Below are 17533 nucleotides of genomic sequence, written 5' to 3'. Positions count from 1 at the left end.
CGGGCAACATGAGAGAACGGAGCTGCCAATGACCCGCCTTCTGCCCTTTTCCGCGGCCCTGGCCGCAGTCTCGGCCCTGGCCGCCTGCCAACCGACCGCCACGCCCTCGGCGGGCGGCAGCGTCCCGACGGGGCCTTACGTCCTGGTGGGCATCGGCGCGGATACCGTGCCGCAACGCAATGTGGGCCTGACGATCGAATCGGATGGCTCGGTTTCGGGCCAGGGGCCGTGCAACCATTACTCGGCTCCGCAGGCCGCCGAGCCGCCGGGCTTCAAGCTGGGTGCGATCACGACGACCTATATGGCCTGTTCGGGCCGCGCCGGCGCGCTTGAGACGCGCTATCTGGGGGCGCTGTCGCAGGCCGACGGCATCACCTATGAGGGGGGCGTGCTGAAGATCACCGGACCGACCTATCTGACCTTCGAGCCGGGTTATCGCAAAGAGCAATAACCGCCATCACGCCGCCCCAGGACGCGCCGCCGAACGGATACGGTGTCAGGCATCGCCGCCGTCCCGCGCCATCAGCCGGGCGATCAGCCGCGCCCGCGCGGGCGGCAGGGGCCTGCCGGCATGGGCCTGGGCCAGATGCGTCTCCAGGAAATGCCCGGTCAGGCGTAGCGCATCGGCCACGCCGCCATTGCCCCTTCCCCCCAGGATCGCGGGCAGGGGCAGCAGCCTCGGCGCCCATTCCCCCGCCGCCTGCGCGCTGACCGCGCGACCCGTGCGCGGGCTGACATAGGCCAGCCCATGCCGCGTCCCGGTCAGCGCGCAGCTTTCCAGGTCCAGCCCGAAGCCCAGTTCCTCAAGCAGGTGCAATTCCCAGCGCAGATAGGTCTCGGTCCAGGCGTCGCCCGCGTCCATCCGGTCCAGCAGCACCTCGGTCAGGTCTGACAGGCGGGGATGCGGATCGCGCTCGGGCAGGGCGAAGGTCACAAGCGCGGTCACCGCATTGACCCCGGCCAGCGCCTCGGCGTCCGACAGAAGGCCCGGCCTAGCCCGCGCGGGCTCGGCGGCGAAGGTGCCCAGCTGCCCGTCGACCCGCGCGCGCCAGCGCAGGCTGACCCGGTTGCCCGGTTGCACGATCGCGGCGCGTTTCGCGCTGGCGCCCCCCGGCACCAGTCCCGAGACAAGCCCTGCCTCGCGCGACAGCACCGTCAGGATCACGGCGCTTTCGCCATGCCTGCGCAGCGTCATCACGCTGGCCTCGCCGCTCCACTCCATCGCCGGTCCTTTCCTTCGCGGCCACCTTGCCGCAGATTGGTCGCCAGGAACAAGGAGACAGGCATGCTGAAACCATGGATCCAGGCGCAGGCCCGGCTGGTCGAGGTGGCGGCGGGACGCGCCCCCGCCGATCTGGTGATCCGGGGCGGGCGATGGGTGAACGTCCATAGCCGCGAGGTGATCGCGCAAACGGATATCGCGGTGGCCGATGGCCGTGTCGCCTATGTCGGTCCCGATGCCGCGCCCTGCATCGGGCCGGACACGCAGGTGATCGAGGCCGCCGGCCGCTTCATGGTTCCGGGGCTGATCGACGCGCATATGCATGTGGAATCGGGGATGCTGACGCCGGCCGGCTTCGCCGCCGCCGTGATCCCGCATGGCACGACGACGATCTTTCACGATCCCCATGAGATCGCCAATGTCCTAGGCCTGGAAGGCGTGCGCCTGATGCGCGACGAATCGGTGATCCAGCCGATCGGCATGTTCACCCAGATGCCAAGCTGCGCCCCCTCGGCCCCCGGACTTGAGACCACCGGCGCCCCCATCACCGAGGGCGAGGTGGCCCAGGCCATGGGCTGGGAGGGGATCGTGGGCCTGGGCGAGATGATGAATTTCCCCGGCGTGGCGGCGGGTGATCCCCAGATGCTGGGCGAAATCGCGGCCACGCGCGCGGCCGGCAAGACGGTCGGCGGCCATTACGCCAGCCCGGATCTGGGCCGTCCCTTCCATGCCTATGTCGCGGGCGGTCCTCAGGACGATCACGAGACCACCAGCGAGGCCGAGGGCCTGGCCCGCGTCCGCCAGGGCATGGCCTGCATGATGCGGTTGGGCAGCGCCTGGTATGACGTGGCAAGCCAGATCACCGCGATCACCGAAAAGGGCCTGGACCCGCGCGGTTTCATCCTTTGCACCGATGACAGCCATTCGGGCACGCTGGTCCATGACGGCCATATGAACCGCGTCGTCCGCCATGCCATCGAATGCGGCTGCGATCCCCTGATCGCGATCCAGATGGCCACGATCAACCCCGCCAGCCATTTCGGCCAGGAGCGCGAGCTTGGCAGCATCACCCCAGGCAGGCGGGCCGATGTGATCCTGACCTCGGACCTGGCGTCCCTGCCGATCGAGGCGGTCATCGCCCAGGGCGCGCTTGTCGCCGAAAACGGCCGCCTGCTGGCCACATGCCCCCGCATCGACTGGCCCGAGAGCGCCCGCAACTCGGTCCGTCTCGGCCGCGCGCTGGCCGCCGCCGATTTCCGGGTTCCGGCGCGGGGCGACCTGGCTCGCGTCCGCGTGATCGGCGTGGTCGAGAACCAGGCTCCGACCAGGGCGCTGGAGGCCGAGCTTCCCATCCGCGACGGCGTGATCGAGGGCGAGGGAGAGATCTGCCAGATCGCCCTGGTCGAGCGTCATCGCGGCACGGGCGGCGTGACCAATGGCTTCGTCCAGGGCTTCGGCTATCGGGGCCGCGTCGCGGTCGCCTCGACGGTGGCGCATGACAGTCACCACATGATCGTCGTGGGCACCTGCCGCGACAGCATGGCGGCGGCGGTGAATCATCTGGGCCGGATCGGCGGCGGCGTCACCGTCTTCCGCGACGGCGCCGAGCTTGCCACCGTTGCGCTGCCCATCGCCGGTCTGATGTCCGACCTGCCCGCCGAAGAGGTGGCCGAGGCCGCCCAAGGCATCGTGCAGGCCATGCGCGATTGCGGCTGCCAGCTCAACAACGCCTATATGCAGCATTCGCTTCTGGCGCTGGTGGTGATCCCGGAACTGCGCATCTCGGATCTGGGCCTGGTCGATGTCCGCCGCTTCGAACTGGTCGATCTGATCCTCTAGCCTTCAACAGGATGCGCGGCCCTCACCGCCGCGCATCATTTCCGTTTCCCAGTCACCCAAAACGCGGCGCCTCCATCCCGCGCCCCCCGCCTGGCCGACAAGCCACGCCTTCTTTGCTTTCCAAATACCCAAAAGCGCACCGCCGCGCCGGCCTTTCCTCTTGTTTCAAACACCCATGCCCAGCCCCGACACCTCGCCCCGCCGTTCGACCGCCAGGGACTGGGCCCGCGCGCCCAGCGTCTGGAACAGTTCCGGCCCGGTCCCGGTCAGGAAGCTCTGCGCCTCAAGGGCGCAGATTTCGTCATGCAGGGCCGCGCGGCGTTCGGCGTCAAGATGCGCCGCCACCTCGTCCAGCAGCAGGACAGGGCGCTGATCCGCCAGGGCGCGGGCATTGGCGAGGATCAGGGACAGCAGCAGCGCCTTCTGCTCTCCGGTCGAGCTCAGGGCGGCGGGCATGTCCTGCGGCCCCCAATGCGCCCCCAGATCGGCGCGATGCGGGCCGGTCAGGGTGCGGCCGGCGGCCATGTCGCGGCTTCGCCCCTCGGCCAGGCGGGCGGCGATGCTTTCGGGGTCGGGATCGTCGGCCCAGCCCTCGCCCGGCAGCAGCGTCAGCCTGGCCGAGGGGAAGCTGGTCCCGGCCCCCTCCTGCGCCTGGGCGATACGGGCGATGGCGTCCTGGCGGTTGCGGGTCAGGGCCGCGCCCATATCGGCCATCTGGACTTCAAGCGCGCGATACCAGCCGCTATCCCGCACCTCTTCCTTCAGCAGCCGGTTCCGTTCGCGCATGGCCTTTTCATAGCCCAGGGAATCCTCGGCATGGCCGGGGGTAAAGCTCAGCGTGACGCGATCCAGGAAGCGGCGGCGCTGCTCGGGCGGGTCTGTCCATAGCCGGTCCATGGCGGGGGTCAGCCAGATCACCCGCATTAGCACGCCAAGCGCCGATTGCGTGGCGGGCTTGCCGTCGACGATCACCTCGCGGGTCAGGCCGGGCAAGGCGCGGGTCGCGACCTCGTGATCGCCGATGCGGGCGCGGATCTGCCAGCCAAGCCCCGGCCCCCGGCGCGCCTGATCGCCCGGCGGCGCCCCGCGCATGCCGCGTCCAGGCGACAGCATCGAGACCGCTTCCAGGATATTCGTCTTGCCCGCTCCGTTCGGCCCATGGATCGCCACGGGCCGCGCATCCAGCGCCAGATCCAGCCTGGCCCAGCTTCGGAACTGCGCCAGTTGCAGCTGATGCAGCGTCACACGCGCATCGGCATCACGACATAGACGGCGGAACTGTCGCCGCCCTCGCGGATCAGTGCCGCATCGCCCGAGCCGTTGAACAGGAAGACCGCATTCTCACGCTCGATCTGGCTGGCGATCTCGTGCAGGTATTTGGCGTTGAAGCCGATATCCAGCGGCTCGTCGGCATAGGCCACCGGCAGTTCCTCATCCGCCGCGCCGCTGTCGGGGGCGTTGACGGACAGGACCAGCCGGTCTTCCTCAAGCGAAAGCTTCACCGCGCGCGAGCGCTCGCTGCTGACCGTGGCCACCCGGTCCACGGCCTTGGCGAAATCGCCGGCATCGACTTCCAGTTTGCGGCTGTTGGCCGAAGGGATGACACGCGAATAATCGGGGAAGGTGCCGTCGATCACCTTCGAGGTCAGCGTGATCGTGGGCGTCGCGAAACGCACCTTCGTTTCGCTGACCGAGACGGCGATCTCGGTCGCGTCATCGTCCAGCAGCTTGCGCAATTCGCCCACGGTCTTTCTGGGCACGATCACGCCGGGCATGTCGCCCGCGCCCTGGGGCAGGGGGGCGTCGATGCGGGCCAGCCGGTGGCCGTCGGTGGCCACGCAGCGCAGGCTTGGCCCATCCTCGCCCTGCGCCACATGCATATAGACGCCATTCAGGTAATAGCGCGTCTCCTCGTTCGAGATGGCGAATTTCGACTTGTCGAACAGCCGCCGCAGGACCAGGGCCGGGGCGCTGAAATTCGCCGCGTATTCCGAGGCGGACATGACCGGGAAATCCTCGCGCGGCAGGGTCGCCAGGCTGAAATTCGAGCGTCCCGCCTGCACCGAGAGCCGCCCCGAGCCGCCGTCCAGGCTAAGCTGCACCAGCGCGCCGTCCGGCAGCTTGCGCGCGATGTCGTTCAGCATCGAGGCCGAGACGGTCGTGGCGCCCGGCCGCTCGACCTGGGCGGCGGCCTGATAGACGATTTCCGTGTCCAGATCGGTGGCACGGAAGGTCACGCCGCCCTGGCTGGTCTCGATCAGCACATTGGCCAGGATCGGGATGGTGTTGCGGCGTTCGACCACGGACTGGGCCTGCGACACCGCCTTGACCAGGTCGGCGCGTTCAATGGCGAATTTCATGGTCGTTCCTCATCTCGATCCGGCGCGGGGCGCCAATCTGGCACAATTCCGCGCGGGGTCAAGCGGGCAATCTTACGCCTCCAGCAGGCGGCGCAGCAGGTCGATATCCTCGGCCAGGCTGCGGTCGGCGCCGCGCAACTCCTCGATCTTCCTGACGCCATGCATAATCGTCGTGTGATCCCGCCCGCCGAAGCGGCGCCCGATCTCGGGCAGGCTACGCGAGGTCATCTGCTTGGCCAGATACATCGCGATCTGGCGGGGCCTAGCCACGGTGCGGACCCGCTTTGGGCCGATCATATCCGACAGGCGGATGTTGTAATGCTCGGCCACCTTGCGCTGGATCTCCTCGATCGAGACCTTGCGGTCATTGGCGCGCAGGATGTCGGCCAGGCATTCCTGGGTCATGTCCAGCGTGATCTCGCGCCCCATCAGGCTGGCAAAGGCGAACAGCCGTTGCAGCGCGCCTTCCAGCACGCGCACGTTCGAGGTGATGCGATGGGCCAGGAATTCCAGCACGCCCGGCGCCAGTTGCAGGCCCGGATATTGCACGCGGAAGGCATCGGTCTTGGATTGCAGAATGCCCAGGCGCAATTCGTAATCGGTCGGGTGCAGGTCCACGACCAGCCCGCATTGCAGGCGCGACCTGATGCGCTCTTCCATATCCTTGATCTCGCCCGGCGCGCGGTCGGCGGAAATCACGATCTGCTTGCCCTGATCGACCAGGGTATTGAAGGTATGGAAGAATTCCTCTTGCGTGCTGTCCTTGCCGGCGATGAACTGCACGTCATCGACCATCAGCACGGATACGGTGCGGAACAGTTCCTTGAAATCCATCACGGTGCGGTCGCGCAGCGCCTGGACGAAGCGATACATGAACTGTTCGGCCGACAGATACAGCACGCGGGCCTCGGGCTGGCGGGCCTGGATCTCGCGCGCGATGGCATGCATCAGGTGGGTCTTGCCCAGGCCCACGCCGCCGTAAAGGAACAGCGGGTTGAAGGTGACCGGCCCGCCCTCGGCCACGCGGCGGGCGGCGGCATGGGCCAGTTCGTTCGGCTTGCCGACGACGAAATTCTCAAAGGTGAATCGCTGGTCCAGGGGCGCGGCCAGTTCCTCGTCCGTGCCCAGGCGCGGACGGCGAATCTCGGGGGCCGCGGCCGGGGCGGGGGCGGGGCGGGCGCTTTGGCTGCGTGTCTCGAAGCTCAGCCGATGCACCGCGCCGCCCAGCCGGTTCAGCACCTGAAGGATATCGTCGCTGTAATGGCGCGATACCCAGTCCGAGAGGAAGCGGGTCGGGCAGGCGATGACGGCCGTGCCATCATCCAGGCCGCTCAGGCGCAGCGGGTCGATCCAGGTGGCGAAACTGTCCGCTCCGACGACCTTCTGAAGTTCCTCACGCGCCTGCCCCCAAATCTTGTCCATCTCGCCCACGTCCGTTTCCTTGGCCCATATCCCGCCGGTTTTCCCGACGTGCAGCGACTCGCGTTTCGGCGCCCGAGGTGGAAACAGAGAACAGCAAGCCTTTACCGTGCGGGACGGTATGTCAGACCTTGCTGGCCCTATTTCCAAACCTGTTATGTCGGCCGGTGGCAGCCGGCGCGGCATTGTCAATCGGCAAGCTGTTCCGCCCGCGCCGCAGTCAGCAGCTTCTTGCGGCGGGCTGTCCCCCAGGTGCGAGGTGAATCGCATGGTGGAAGCTAGCAAGAAGGGGGTTCCGCCGACAACCGATCTTCGCGCTTGACAGTCACTTTGGCTGTCGAATCTCGAAACGCCGCGGCACGCCGGGCAGTTCAGGAAACCCAATCTTTCCAATAGGTTGATCGGATTTATTTCATCAGGAAAGGCGCGCTGAAAGAGAGCGCGCCTTTAATTAATCTTCTGTCAGTTGCGTATTTGTCGCAATTGTCTTAGGCGGTCGCCAGTGCTTTCACGCGCGAGGCCAGACGCGAGATCTTGCGGGCTGCGGTGTTCTTGTGGACGACGCCCTTGGTGACGCCGCGCATCAGTTCCGGCTGGGCGGCTTGCAACGCCTTCTTCGCGGCTTCCGCATCGCCCGAGGCGATGGCTTCCTCGACACCGCGCAGGAAAGTGCGGATGCGCGAGCGGCGGGCTTTGTTGACGGCGGTGACACGCTCGATCTGGCGGGCGCGCTTCTTGGATTGGGGCGTATTGGCCATGGGTCTCGTCCTTATCGTAATCTGTATCTCGGTGACGCAAAGCCCCATGGCGCCGTCCGGCAGGGGACGGTCATGATTCTTGCCTTAAGCGGGCCCACGCGCATGTAAGGTCTGCCCTATACAGGCCCGACCCCCGGATGCCAAGCTGAAAATCAGCGGTCGCGGAATTGCGGCTCGCGCTTTTCCAGGAAGGCGGCCATGCCCTCTTTCTGATCCTCGGTCGAGAACAGCGCCTGGAAGGTCCGGCGCTCGAACAGGATGCCTTCGTTCAGCGTGGTCTCATAGGCGCGGTTCACGGCCTCCTTGGCGGCCAGCACGGCGATCTGGGATTTCTCGGCGATCTTTCGCGCGGCGGCCAGCGCCTCGGGGACCAGCTTGGAGCTGGGCACGACCCGGCTGACCAGGCCCGAGCGTTCGGCCTCGGCCGCATCCATGAAACGGCCGGTCAGGTGCATTTCCATGCTTTTCGACTTGCCGACGAAGCGGGTCAGCCGCTGGGTGCCGCCGATGCCGGCGATGACGCCCAGGTTGATCTCGGGCTGGCCGAATTTGGCGTTCTCGGCGCAGATGATGAAATCGCAGGCCATGGCCAGTTCGCAGCCGCCCCCCAGCGCATAGCCCGAGACGGCGGCGATGACCGGCTTGCGGGTCGCGGTGATGCGGTCGATATCGGCGCCGAAAAGGTCGCTCGTATAGACCTCGACAAAGCTCTTCTCGGCCATTTCCTTGATGTCGGCGCCGGCGGCGAAGGCTTTCTCGCTGCCGGTCAGGACGATGGCGCGAACCCGGTCGTTGCGGTCGGCATCGGCCAGGGCATCGCCAAGCTCGGACAAAAGCTGGGAATTCAGTGCGTTCAGCGCATCGGGCCGGTTCAGCCGGATCAATGCGACATAGTCGTCGATCTCGACGGTAAGGGTCTGGTAAGCCATGAAAACCTAGCCTTTCGGTAAGAAGCTGGGCCAGAGTCCTAGCAAATCGCCCCGGCCAAGGCCAGCGCCGGCTTCGCCCTTGCCGAATATCCCGGCCATGGGCGGGCCTGTCCCTATCGTTGGCAGATCGGGCAGAAATAGCTGGACCGTCCCGATTGCACGATGCGCCGCACCTGCCCGGCGCAGCCGGGGACGGGGCAGGGCGCGCCCTCGCGGCCATAGACGCGGAAACTGTGCTGGAAATAGCCAAGCTCGCCTGTCGCCTGCCGGTGATCGCGCAGGGACGATCCCCCGGCGGCGATGGCCTCGGTCAGCACCTCGCGGATATGGCCGGCAAGCGCGGCGATTCGTCCCGGCCCGATCCGGCCCGCCGCGCGGCGGGGGTCGATCCCGGCGCGATGCAGCGCCTCCGAGACATAGATGTTGCCCAGCCCCGCCACCAGCCGCTGGTCCAGCAGCGCCGCCTTCACCGCCGTCTTCCTGCCCGTGAATGCCGCCGCCAGATGCGCGGCCGAAAAGGCGTCGGACAGGGGTTCGGGTCCCAGGTGCGCCAGCAGCGGGTGCTCGGCCCCAGGCGCCACCAGGTCGACCATGCCGAATCGGCGCGCGTCGTTGAAGGTGATCCGCGTGCCCAGGTCGGTCCACAGCACCACATGGTCGTGGCGCGGCAGGATCGCGGGATCGCGGTGAAATTCGCCCTGGCTTTCGCCCTCGATCAGCATTCGCCCGGACATGCCCAGATGCAGAAGCAGGCTGCCCCGATCCTCCAGATCCACGAGGATGTATTTGGAGCGCCGCCGCAGCCCGCCGACCCGCGCGCCCGTCAGCACCTGGACCAGGTCCGGGGGCAGGGGCCAGCGCAGGTCCGGGCGCCGCGCCTCGGCCCGCGCGATCACGCGGCCGGTCAGATGCGGCTCAAGGCCGTGCCGCACGGTTTCGACCTCTGGCAGTTCTGGCATTTCCGTCCCATTCGTCACATGTTGCGCGGGGTGGCGCATGGCCCGCGTTCGGACTATCTGGGCGTGAAACGACGGATGGACAAGCAGATGACCGACGATCAGCGCCCAGATGCGACCCGCGAGACCCATTTCGGCTTCCGCACCGTGGCCGAGGATGACAAGGCGGGGCTGGTCCATGGCGTCTTCTCGCGCGTGGCCTCGCGCTATGACGTGATGAACGATCTGATGAGCATGGGCATCCACCGGGTCTGGAAGAACGCGATGATGGACTGGCTGGCCCCGCGCGACGGCCAGCACCTGCTGGACGTGGCGGGCGGCACCGGGGACGTGGCCTTCCGCTTCCTGACCCGCGCCTCGGGCGCGCGCGTCACCGTCTGCGACATGACCGAATCCATGCTGATCGAGGGGCGCAAGCGCGCCGAGGCCCAGCAGATGGCCGACCGCCTGGCCTGGGTCACGGGCGATGCGATGGCGCTGCCCTTCGCCGATGACAGCTTCGACCGCTACACGATCAGCTTCGGCATCCGCAACGTGACCCGCATTCCCGACGCCCTGGCCGAGGCGCGGCGCGTGCTGAAGCCGGGTGGGCGCCTGATGGTGCTGGAGTTCAGCCAGATCCCGGTCCCGATGCTGCAATGGCTTTACGACCGCTACAGCTTCAATGTGATCCCGGCGATGGGCCAGGTCGTGGCGAACGACCGTGACAGCTATCAATACCTGGTGGAATCGATCCGCAAGTTCCCGAACCAGCAGGCATTCGTGAACATGATCCGGGAAGCGGGCTTTGGCCGGGTGCAATATCGCAACCTCTCGATGGGGATCGCGGCGCTGCATTCCGGCTGGAAGATCTGATGCGCGGACCCCACAACATCTGGCGCCTGATCCGCACCGGCGCCACGTTCGAGCGCACCGGCGCCATGGGCGCGGCCCTGGATGCGATGAACGCCCCCGCCCGCGTGCGGCTGGCGGCGCGTGTGATGGGCTGGCCCTTCGCCTGGCTGGGCTATAAGGGCGATCCCGCGCTGCCGCCGGTGACGCGCGCGATCACCGCCCTGGGTCCGGCCTATATCAAGTTCGGGCAGATCCTTTCGACCCGGCCCGATGTGGTCGGCCCCGAACTGGCCAGCCAGCTTTCCATGCTGCAAGACCGCCTGCCGCCCTTTCCGCTGGCCCAGGCCCGCCGCATCGTCGAAGAGGATCTGGGCCAGCCGGTCGCGGATCTTTTCGGCGAATTCTCGGAACCCGTCGCCGCCGCCTCTATCGCCCAGGTCCACCGCGCGCGTCGCGCCGATAACGGGCGCGAGGTCGCGGTCAAGGTGCTGCGTCCCTCGGTCGAATCCGATTTCCGCCGCGATATCGACGCCTTCCACTTCGCCGCCGGCATGATCGAGCGGCTTTCTCCGGCGACCCGCCGCCTGCGTCCGCGCGATGTGGTCAGCCACTTCGAATCCGTCGTGACGGGCGAATTGGACCTGCGCCGCGAGGCCGCGAACGCCTCGGAATTCGCCGAGAATACCGGCGGTGATCCCGGCATGCGCGTGCCGCTGCCGCATTGGCACCTGAGCGCGCGGCGCGTCCTGACCAGCGACTGGGCCGAGGGTATCGCCATGGGCGACATCGCCGCCCTAACCGCGGCGGGCCACGACCTGCATGGCCTGGGCGAGCGGGTGTTGCAGCTTTTCCTGCGCCATGCGCTGCGCGACGGCTATTTCCACGCCGACATGCATCAGGGCAATCTGAAGGTCGCGGCGGATGGCGATGTCGTCATCTATGATTTCGGCATCATGGGCGAGATCGACGAATATACCCGCCGTGTCTATGCCGAGATCCTGATGGGTTTCATCCGCCGCGACTATATGCGCGTGGCCCGCGTGCATTTCGAGGCGGGCTATGTCCCCCGCGACCGCGACCCGGCCGAATTCGCCCGCGCCCTGCGTGCCGTGGGCGAGCCGATCTTCGGCGCCGATGCCAGCCGCATCAGCATGGCGAACCTGCTGGCCTATCTTTTCGAGGTGACCGAGCGCTTCGGCATGGCGACCCGGACCGAGCTGATCCTGCTGCAACGCACCATGGTCGTGGTCGAGGGGGTGGCGCGGTCGCTAAGCCCCCAGATCAACATGTGGGAGGTCGCCCGCCCCGTGGTCGAGGATTACATCCGCGACAATCTGGGCCCCAAGGCGGCCTTGCGCGATCTTGGCCGCTCGGCCCAGGTTCTGGCGCGCTTCGCGCCGCTTCTGCCCGAATTCCTGGAACGCCGCATGCCCGAGCTTCTGCGCGAGGACGCGGCCCCGCCCGCGCCGCGCCCGCGCCTGGGCTTCGCGGCGGGCGTGGCGCTGGGGGGCGTGATCGCGCTTGGATCGGCGCTGATTGGCGCATGGCTGGGCTAGGGCCGCCACGATGGGGCTTGAGTGCGGGCCGGCTTTGACCTAAAGGCGGCGCATGCGCATTCTGTATCTTGGGGACGTGATGGGCCGCGCCGGTCGTCGCGCCATCGTCGAGGGGCTGGGGCCGCTGAAGCAGCGTCTCGGCGTCGATTTCACTGTCGTCAACTCCGAGAACGCCTCGGGCGGGATGGGGCTGACCGCCGGTCATGCCAAGCTGATCCTGGAGGCGGGGGCGGATTGCATCACGCTGGGGGACCATGCCTTCGACCAGAAGGAGATGCTGTCCTTTATCCAGACAGAGCAGCGCATCGTCCGGCCGCTGAACTACTCCAAGGCGGCGCCGGGCCGGGGCGCGCGGGTCTATGAGGCGACGCGGGGCCGCAAGGTGCTGGTGGCCCAGATCCTGGGCCAGGTCTTCATGAAGCGGCCCTTCGACGATCCCTTCTCGGCCATCGAGACGGTGCTGAAGGCGCATCCGCTGGGCGGGCTGGTGCAGGCCAGCGTCGTGGACATCCATGCCGAGGCGACCAGCGAAAAGATGGCGGTGGGGCATTTCTGCGACGGCCGTGCCAGCCTGGTCGTGGGCACCCACACCCATGTGCCGACCGCCGACACGATGATCCTGGCGCGGGGCACCGGCTATCAGTCCGACGCGGGGATGTGCGGCGATTATGACAGCGTGATCGGCATGGACAAGGCCGAGCCGCTGCGCCGCTTCCTGACCGGCATGGCCAGCGAGCGTTTCACCCCCGCCGACGGCGAGGCCACGCTGTGCGGCGTGCTGGTCATCACCGACGACCGGACTGGCAAGGCGCTTGAAATCGCGCCCGTCCGTGCCGGCGGCCGTCTGTCCCAAACGCAGATTCCCGCCTGATTTTGGAATTTCCCCAGCTTGCGCTTGCGGTGTAGGGGAAAATTATTCTAATACCCACCGAAAGGGCCGTGATTTAACCGGCCTGCCTGGGACGGGATTGGGACAACGCCTATGCTTGGCTTCGAACTGACCGGCACCAATGCCGCGCTTGCGATGTTGGTGATCATCACGATCATGTTCATCGAATTCATCCGTGAAAAGCACCCGCCCGAGGTCGTGGCCATCGGCACGGCGGCGGCGATGATGCTGCTGGGCCTCTTGCCGGTCAAGGACGCGGCCGGCGTGCTGTCGAACTCGGCGCCCTGGACCATCGCCTTCATGTTCATGATCATGGGCGGGCTGTTGCGGACGGGCGCGCTGAACATGGTTTCGGGCGTGATCACCAGGCGCGCGGCCGAGCGGCCGATCTTCACCATCTGCCTGACCTTCGGCTTCCTCATCGTGGCCTCGACCGTGATGAACAACACGCCGCTGGTCGCGGTGATGATCCCGATCCTGATCCAACTGGGCCTCAAGGCCAGCATCGCGCCCTCGAAGCTGCTGATCCCACTGTCCTATATGACGATCCTGTCGGGCATGATCACGCTGATCGGCACCTCGACCAACCTGCTGGTCGATGGCGTCGCGCGCGAACAGGGGATGACGCCCTTCACCATCTTCGAGATCGCCCCGGTCGGCATCGCCGTCACCATCGCGGGGATCGCGTATTTCGGCCTGGTCGGCTGGAGACTTCTGCCGGACCGCACCTCGCTGGCAGGGTTCCTGGGCACCAGGCGCGAGTTGAAATATTTCACCGAGGTCGCCATCCCCGAGGATTCCACCCTGGTCGGCATGAACGTGAACGAGGTGCCGCTGTTCAAACGCGCCGCCGTCCGGCTGATCGACGTGCTGCGCGGTGATGCCTCGCTGCGGCGCGACATGGCCGAAGTCGTGCTGGCGCCGGGCGATCGCGTGGTGCTGCGCTCGGAAATGGCCGACCTGCTGGAGATGCAGGCCAACAAGAACTTCCAGCTGGTGGACAAGCTGAGCTCCGTCGCGACCGAAACGGTCGAGGTGCTGATATCGCCCGGCGCGCGCATGATCGGCCGCCGGCTGGGCGATCTGCGCCTGCGTCGGCGCTATGGCGTCTATGTCCTGGCGGCGCATCGCCGCAGTCAGAACATCGGCCGGCAACTGGACGACCTGGTGGTGCAGATCGGCGACACGCTGCTGCTGGAAGGCGCGCCCGAGGATATCGGCCGCCTGGCCGCCGACATGGACCTGCTGGACGTGTCGCGCCCCTCGGCCCAGCCTTTCCGTCGCCGGAAGGCGCCGATCGCCGTGGTCTGCCTGCTGTCGGTGGTGACGCTGGCGGCGCTGGACGTGGCGCCGATCATGGCGCTGTCCTTCCTGGCGGCGGCGGTGATCCTGCTGACGCGCTGCGTCGATGCCGAAGAGGCGTTCTCCTTCGTCGATGCGCGGCTCATGGCGATGATCTTCGCCATGCTGGCGGTGGGCGAGGCGCTGGAGCACACTGGCACCGTGAACATGGTGGTGGATGTCGTCGCGCCCTGGCTGCGCGGCCTGCCGCCCTTCGCCACGCTGATCGCGGTCTATTTCCTGGGCCTGGTCATGACCGAGGTGCTGTCGAACAATGCCGTGGCGGTGCTGCTGACGCCCGTGGCCATCGCGCTGGCGAAATCGCTGGGCCACGATCCGCGCGCCTATGTCGTGGCGGTCATGTTTTCGGCCACGGTCGCCTTCGCGACACCCATCGGCTATCAGACGCATCTGATGGTCTATGGTCCCGGCGGCTACAGATTCAGCGATTTCGTCAAGGTGGGCGTGCCGCTGGACATCATCTGCGGCATCGTCGCCTGCCTGGTGATCCCGCTTTTCTGGCCGCTCTAGCACCCGCCCGCGACCGCATCCCTGGGAAAGGCAAGGCCGGCCCTTCTTTGCTTCTCAAATACCCATGCGACCGTGCCCATCCGCGATGCGCTCGCGGCTCCGGGGCGCGCTTTCAACCCCTCGCGAAGTCCGCGCGGATGCTGGCCTCGGCCTTGGCGGAAAGGGTCTTGCGGGTTTCTCCGGCGACGGGAATGGGCGCGCCCAGGCGAACGGTGATGCGGCCCTGGCGAGGCTGGGCCAGCACGGCCAGCAGATGTGCGCCCAGGTCCATGTCCCCGAACCATCCGTAAAAGCGGGGATCGCGGCCGGGAGGCGCGTGATAGATCGCCGTCATCGGCTGGATCGCCAGGCTCTGGGGCAGTTCGGGCACAAGAAAACCCTGAAACAGCGTCGGCTTGAAGGGAAGGACGCGGCGGCCATCGGTGCTTGTGCCCTCGGGAAAGAACAGCAGCCGGTGGCCCGCGCGGGTGCGCTCGGCGAATTCGGCGGCCTGGATGCGGGCCAGGCGTGGATCTCGGGTCACGAAATGGGTATTGGTGACGCGGGTCAGGATATTGATGCCCGGCCAGCCCGCGACCTCGGATTTCGAGACGAAGAAGACCGGCATCGCGGCATTCAGCGCGAAGATGTCGAGCCAGCTTGAGTGATTGGCGACCACGGCGCCGGGGCCGCGCATGGGTTCGCCTTCGCGGCGCCAGGAAATCCCCATGATCCAAAGGCAGATCCGGCACACGCCCTGAACCCACGGCCCGGTCAGCGGGCGGCGGGGGCCGGCAAGCAGCCGCTCGGTCCCGCGCAGGGGCAGGATCAGGATCACGCCCAATGCCAGGACCAAGATAACCCCCAGCCCTCGCGTCAGCACCAGCACCCAGCCCAGCGGGCCGATGCGGACTTTTGGCGGAGCCTCGCCGATCCAGGTGGCCTGGCTTGCCCGGTTCTCGGGCAAGGCGGCGGGGGGCGAAGGATCGATGGTCATGGTGTCTGCAAGCGGGTCTCGTAGAATTTCCGGTGCTTTTCGGACATGGCGGCAGTGTCCAGCATCAGGAACACATCGGTGGTGTTGAAGTCATGGTCCAGATAGGCGCCTTCGCCGATGATCCCGCCCATGCGCAGATAGGCTTTGATCAGCGCGGGCATGCTCAGCATGGCCGCGCGCCGGTCCAGATCCGGCTCGGCCACCAGGTCCATGGGCTGGAACCCTTCGGGCCGGGCGCGGGGACGCAGGGCCTCGGGCGCCAGGTGGTTGTGATGCAGCCAGCTTAGCGGCTGGGCCAGCGCCTGGGGATCGGTGCCATGGAACGAGGCCACGCCGAAAAGCAGTTCTATCTCTCGCGCCAGCACATATTCCGCCAGCGCGTTCCACAAAAGGAACATTCCCGAACTGCCCCGGAACCCGGCATCCACGCAGGAGCGCCCCAGTTCCAGAAGCGAGCGCCCCGAGGCCCGCAGCGCCGAAAGGTCGTATTCGGCATCGCAATAGAAGCGGCCGAAGCGCGCCGCCCGTTCGCCCGGCAGCAGGCGATAGGCCCCCACCACATGATCGAGGCTGTTGCGGTCGCGGCGATTGTCGATCAGCAGCAGGTGATCGACCAGCGAATCGAACTCGTCCCGTTCCAGCCGCCGCGCGTGATCGACCATCGCGCCATCGCCGCCCAGTTCCTCGACAAAGACCCGGTAGCGCAGTCGCTGCGCGGCCAGCAGGTCGTTTTCGTCCTGGGCCAGCCGGGTTTCGAAGAACAGGTTGTCCGAGGTCATCAGCGATGCTCTTGCCGGTCGGGTTGTGGTTCAAACGTCTCTAGGCGCCACGGGCGGGCGATGCAACCTGGCACGAAAGCGAGGGGCAGGTTCAGGGGGAATTGACTCACTCAAAAGTTGTATTAAACTCGAATTGTATGATTTAAGGGGCCGACGTGACCAATTCCAGGCTGACATTCCGACCGTCCACGACCTGCTTGCCGGCATGGGCGAAATTCACCGTGATGCGGTCGCCGATCCGCGACTGGACCTGCCCGATGCCCCATTCTGGCGCGGCGGGATGGCGGACCAGCATGCCGGGTTCCAGGATTTCGTTCATGTCGCAATCTCGCAATGGAATATGATGGAAAGCTAGACACAGATGGACGATCTGACAATCCACCCCGAACAGATGGCGAGCAAGCTGAAAAACGACCGATTGGCCGCGCTTGTGACCTCGCGGCTATGCCATGACCTGGTCTCGCCTTTGGGGGCGATCGGCAACGGGTTGGAGCTGTTGCAGATGGGGGGAGAGTTTCCGGGCATCTTGCAGTCGCCCGAATTGCAGCTTGTGGCCGAGAGCCTTGACGCGGCGCGGGCACGGCTGCGCTGGTTCCGGGTGGCCTTTGGCCCCGCCGGGGCCGAGCAGCGCCTGGCTCTGCCCGAACTCACCGCTCTGCTGGCCGATCTTGAGCGCGTGGGACGGTTGAGGCTGCGCCTTGATGCGCAGGGCGACCTGCCCCGCGACGAGGCGCGGCTGATCCTTCTGGGCCTGATGTGCCTTGAGACCGCCTTGCCCTGGGGCGGCAGCGTGCTGATCTGTCGCGGCGCGCAGGGCTGGCGCCTGGTGGCCCAGGCCGCGCGCACCAAGCGCGACCCCGCGCTTTGGGCCTGGCTGGATCAGGGCGCGCGTCTGGACCTGCCCGAGCCTTTGCCCGCCGAGGTGCATTTCGCGCTGCTGGCAAGCTTCGCCGCCGGCGCCCGCCGCAGCCTGGCCTGGGAACTGGACGAAAGCGGTGGCGAGATTTCCTTTTAACGCATTTTGCCCGCCATGCGTCGTGAATGGATCGCCCCACGCCGGCGTTTTCATGAATGACGGGCCATGCCGGCGCCGCCTGTCCAAGCCTGATGGCGCAGGCGGGCAGGGCCAGTTGCCTGCGCGGCC

The 17533-nt window shown here is 67.0% G+C and carries 17 protein-coding genes; 7 read left to right on the top strand and 10 right to left on the bottom strand.

From position 1 onward, the window contains the following. Window positions 1–28 precede the first annotated feature (28 nt). Window positions 29–451, top strand: a complete 423-nt coding sequence (locus QM682_RS06990) for an META domain-containing protein (RefSeq protein ID WP_415128223.1) — start codon at window positions 29–31, stop codon at window positions 449–451. Between the two features lie 45 nt (window positions 452–496). Here the strand turns inward: QM682_RS06990 and recO are convergent, their stop codons facing one another. Next, on the bottom strand, window positions 497–1222 hold the full coding sequence (gene recO / locus QM682_RS06985; RefSeq protein WP_415128222.1) for a DNA repair protein RecO: 726 nt from the start codon (window positions 1220–1222) through the stop codon (window positions 497–499). 63 nt (window positions 1223–1285) lie between these two features. Between recO and ade the strand changes: the two genes are divergently transcribed. After that, the gene (ade, locus tag QM682_RS06980) at window positions 1286–3061 is read left to right on the top strand and encodes an adenine deaminase (protein WP_415128221.1); all 1776 of its coding nucleotides are present in this window, start codon (window positions 1286–1288) and stop codon (window positions 3059–3061) included. Window positions 3062–3226: 165 nt separating this feature from the next. Here the strand turns inward: ade and recF are convergent, their stop codons facing one another. The 6 genes from recF to mutM all read right to left on the bottom strand — a co-directional run bounded on the left by recF (window position 3227) and on the right by mutM (window position 9486). Further along, window positions 3227–4306: a DNA replication/repair protein RecF gene (recF, locus tag QM682_RS06975; protein ID WP_415128220.1), complete on the bottom strand. Its 1080-nt coding sequence runs from the start codon at window positions 4304–4306 to the stop codon at window positions 3227–3229. Then, a complete protein-coding gene (gene dnaN, locus QM682_RS06970) occupies window positions 4303–5421 on the bottom strand; it encodes a DNA polymerase III subunit beta (protein WP_415128219.1) in 1119 nt (372 codons plus the stop codon). The genes recF and dnaN overlap by 4 nt, the downstream gene beginning before the upstream one ends. A gap of 72 nt (window positions 5422–5493) precedes the next feature. After that, window positions 5494–6843 carry a chromosomal replication initiator protein DnaA gene (gene dnaA, locus QM682_RS06965; RefSeq protein ID WP_415128218.1) on the bottom strand — a complete coding sequence of 450 codons (1350 nt, stop codon included), beginning with the start codon at window positions 6841–6843 and terminating at the stop codon, window positions 5494–5496. A gap of 485 nt (window positions 6844–7328) precedes the next feature. Beyond that, window positions 7329–7598 (bottom strand): 30S ribosomal protein S20, encoded by a 270-nt coding sequence (gene rpsT, locus QM682_RS06960; RefSeq protein WP_415128217.1) that lies wholly within the window; start codon window positions 7596–7598, stop codon window positions 7329–7331. Between the two features lie 152 nt (window positions 7599–7750). Further along, a complete protein-coding gene (locus tag QM682_RS06955; protein ID WP_415128216.1) occupies window positions 7751–8527 on the bottom strand; it encodes an enoyl-CoA hydratase in 777 nt (258 codons plus the stop codon). A gap of 113 nt (window positions 8528–8640) precedes the next feature. Continuing rightward, window positions 8641–9486 carry a bifunctional DNA-formamidopyrimidine glycosylase/DNA-(apurinic or apyrimidinic site) lyase gene (gene mutM, locus QM682_RS06950; protein ID WP_415128215.1) on the bottom strand — a complete coding sequence of 282 codons (846 nt, stop codon included), beginning with the start codon at window positions 9484–9486 and terminating at the stop codon, window positions 8641–8643. Window positions 9487–9573: 87 nt separating this feature from the next. Here mutM and ubiE point away from each other — a divergent pair, with 87 nt between their 5' ends. From ubiE to QM682_RS06930, 4 genes are all read left to right on the top strand, one after another. Continuing rightward, window positions 9574–10338, top strand: coding sequence for a bifunctional demethylmenaquinone methyltransferase/2-methoxy-6-polyprenyl-1,4-benzoquinol methylase UbiE (gene ubiE / locus QM682_RS06945; protein WP_415128311.1), 765 nt, complete (start codon window positions 9574–9576; stop codon window positions 10336–10338). Continuing rightward, window positions 10338–11873 (top strand): 2-polyprenylphenol 6-hydroxylase, encoded by a 1536-nt coding sequence (gene ubiB, locus QM682_RS06940; protein ID WP_415128214.1) that lies wholly within the window; start codon window positions 10338–10340, stop codon window positions 11871–11873. The genes ubiE and ubiB overlap by 1 nt, the downstream gene beginning before the upstream one ends. A gap of 52 nt (window positions 11874–11925) precedes the next feature. Continuing rightward, window positions 11926–12744 (top strand): TIGR00282 family metallophosphoesterase, encoded by an 819-nt coding sequence (locus QM682_RS06935; RefSeq protein WP_415128213.1) that lies wholly within the window; start codon window positions 11926–11928, stop codon window positions 12742–12744. Between the two features lie 111 nt (window positions 12745–12855). Next, window positions 12856–14634: an SLC13 family permease gene (locus QM682_RS06930; RefSeq protein ID WP_415128212.1), complete on the top strand. Its 1779-nt coding sequence runs from the start codon at window positions 12856–12858 to the stop codon at window positions 14632–14634. 112 nt (window positions 14635–14746) lie between these two features. Here the strand turns inward: QM682_RS06930 and QM682_RS06925 are convergent, their stop codons facing one another. From QM682_RS06925 to QM682_RS06915, 3 genes are all read right to left on the bottom strand, one after another. After that, window positions 14747–15610 (bottom strand): lysophospholipid acyltransferase family protein, encoded by an 864-nt coding sequence (locus QM682_RS06925; protein ID WP_415128211.1) that lies wholly within the window; start codon window positions 15608–15610, stop codon window positions 14747–14749. Then, a complete protein-coding gene (locus tag QM682_RS06920; protein WP_415128210.1) occupies window positions 15607–16389 on the bottom strand; it encodes a GNAT family N-acetyltransferase in 783 nt (260 codons plus the stop codon). The genes QM682_RS06925 and QM682_RS06920 overlap by 4 nt, the downstream gene beginning before the upstream one ends. A gap of 142 nt (window positions 16390–16531) precedes the next feature. Then, a complete protein-coding gene (locus QM682_RS06915) occupies window positions 16532–16708 on the bottom strand; it encodes a DUF3553 domain-containing protein (protein WP_415128209.1) in 177 nt (58 codons plus the stop codon). Window positions 16709–16750: 42 nt separating this feature from the next. Between QM682_RS06915 and QM682_RS06910 the strand changes: the two genes are divergently transcribed. Then, the gene (locus QM682_RS06910) at window positions 16751–17404 is read left to right on the top strand and encodes a histidine phosphotransferase family protein (RefSeq protein WP_415128208.1); all 654 of its coding nucleotides are present in this window, start codon (window positions 16751–16753) and stop codon (window positions 17402–17404) included. Window positions 17405–17533: the final 129 nt, after the last annotated feature.

Origin of the sequence: Paracoccus sp. (in: a-proteobacteria), from assembly GCF_047605025.1 — a bacterium.
Taxonomy (GTDB): Bacteria; Pseudomonadota; Alphaproteobacteria; order Rhodobacterales; family Rhodobacteraceae; genus Paracoccus.
This window is presented reverse-complemented; position numbering and strand designations above follow the sequence as displayed.

Coding starts and splice junctions, on each gene's coding strand:
- dnaA (WP_415128218.1), bottom strand. CDS start 6,843: ATGGACAAGATTTGGGGGCAGGCGCGTGAGGAACTTCAGAAGGTCGTC.
- QM682_RS06955 (WP_415128216.1), bottom strand. CDS start 8,527: ATGGCTTACCAGACCCTTACCGTCGAGATCGACGACTATGTCGCATTG.
- QM682_RS06935 (WP_415128213.1), top strand. CDS start 11,926: ATGCGCATTCTGTATCTTGGGGACGTGATGGGCCGCGCCGGTCGTCGC.
- QM682_RS06915 (WP_415128209.1), bottom strand. CDS start 16,708: ATGAACGAAATCCTGGAACCCGGCATGCTGGTCCGCCATCCCGCCGCG.
- QM682_RS06930 (WP_415128212.1), top strand. CDS start 12,856: ATGCTTGGCTTCGAACTGACCGGCACCAATGCCGCGCTTGCGATGTTG.
- mutM (WP_415128215.1), bottom strand. CDS start 9,486: ATGCCAGAACTGCCAGAGGTCGAAACCGTGCGGCACGGCCTTGAGCCG.
- dnaN (WP_415128219.1), bottom strand. CDS start 5,421: ATGAAATTCGCCATTGAACGCGCCGACCTGGTCAAGGCGGTGTCGCAG.
- recO (WP_415128222.1), bottom strand. CDS start 1,222: ATGGAGTGGAGCGGCGAGGCCAGCGTGATGACGCTGCGCAGGCATGGC.
- QM682_RS06920 (WP_415128210.1), bottom strand. CDS start 16,389: ATGACCTCGGACAACCTGTTCTTCGAAACCCGGCTGGCCCAGGACGAA.
- QM682_RS06990 (WP_415128223.1), top strand. CDS start 29: ATGACCCGCCTTCTGCCCTTTTCCGCGGCCCTGGCCGCAGTCTCGGCC.
- ubiB (WP_415128214.1), top strand. CDS start 10,338: ATGCGCGGACCCCACAACATCTGGCGCCTGATCCGCACCGGCGCCACG.
- QM682_RS06910 (WP_415128208.1), top strand. CDS start 16,751: ATGGACGATCTGACAATCCACCCCGAACAGATGGCGAGCAAGCTGAAA.
- QM682_RS06925 (WP_415128211.1), bottom strand. CDS start 15,610: ATGACCATCGATCCTTCGCCCCCCGCCGCCTTGCCCGAGAACCGGGCA.
- rpsT (WP_415128217.1), bottom strand. CDS start 7,598: ATGGCCAATACGCCCCAATCCAAGAAGCGCGCCCGCCAGATCGAGCGT.
- ubiE (WP_415128311.1), top strand. CDS start 9,574: ATGACCGACGATCAGCGCCCAGATGCGACCCGCGAGACCCATTTCGGC.
- ade (WP_415128221.1), top strand. CDS start 1,286: ATGCTGAAACCATGGATCCAGGCGCAGGCCCGGCTGGTCGAGGTGGCG.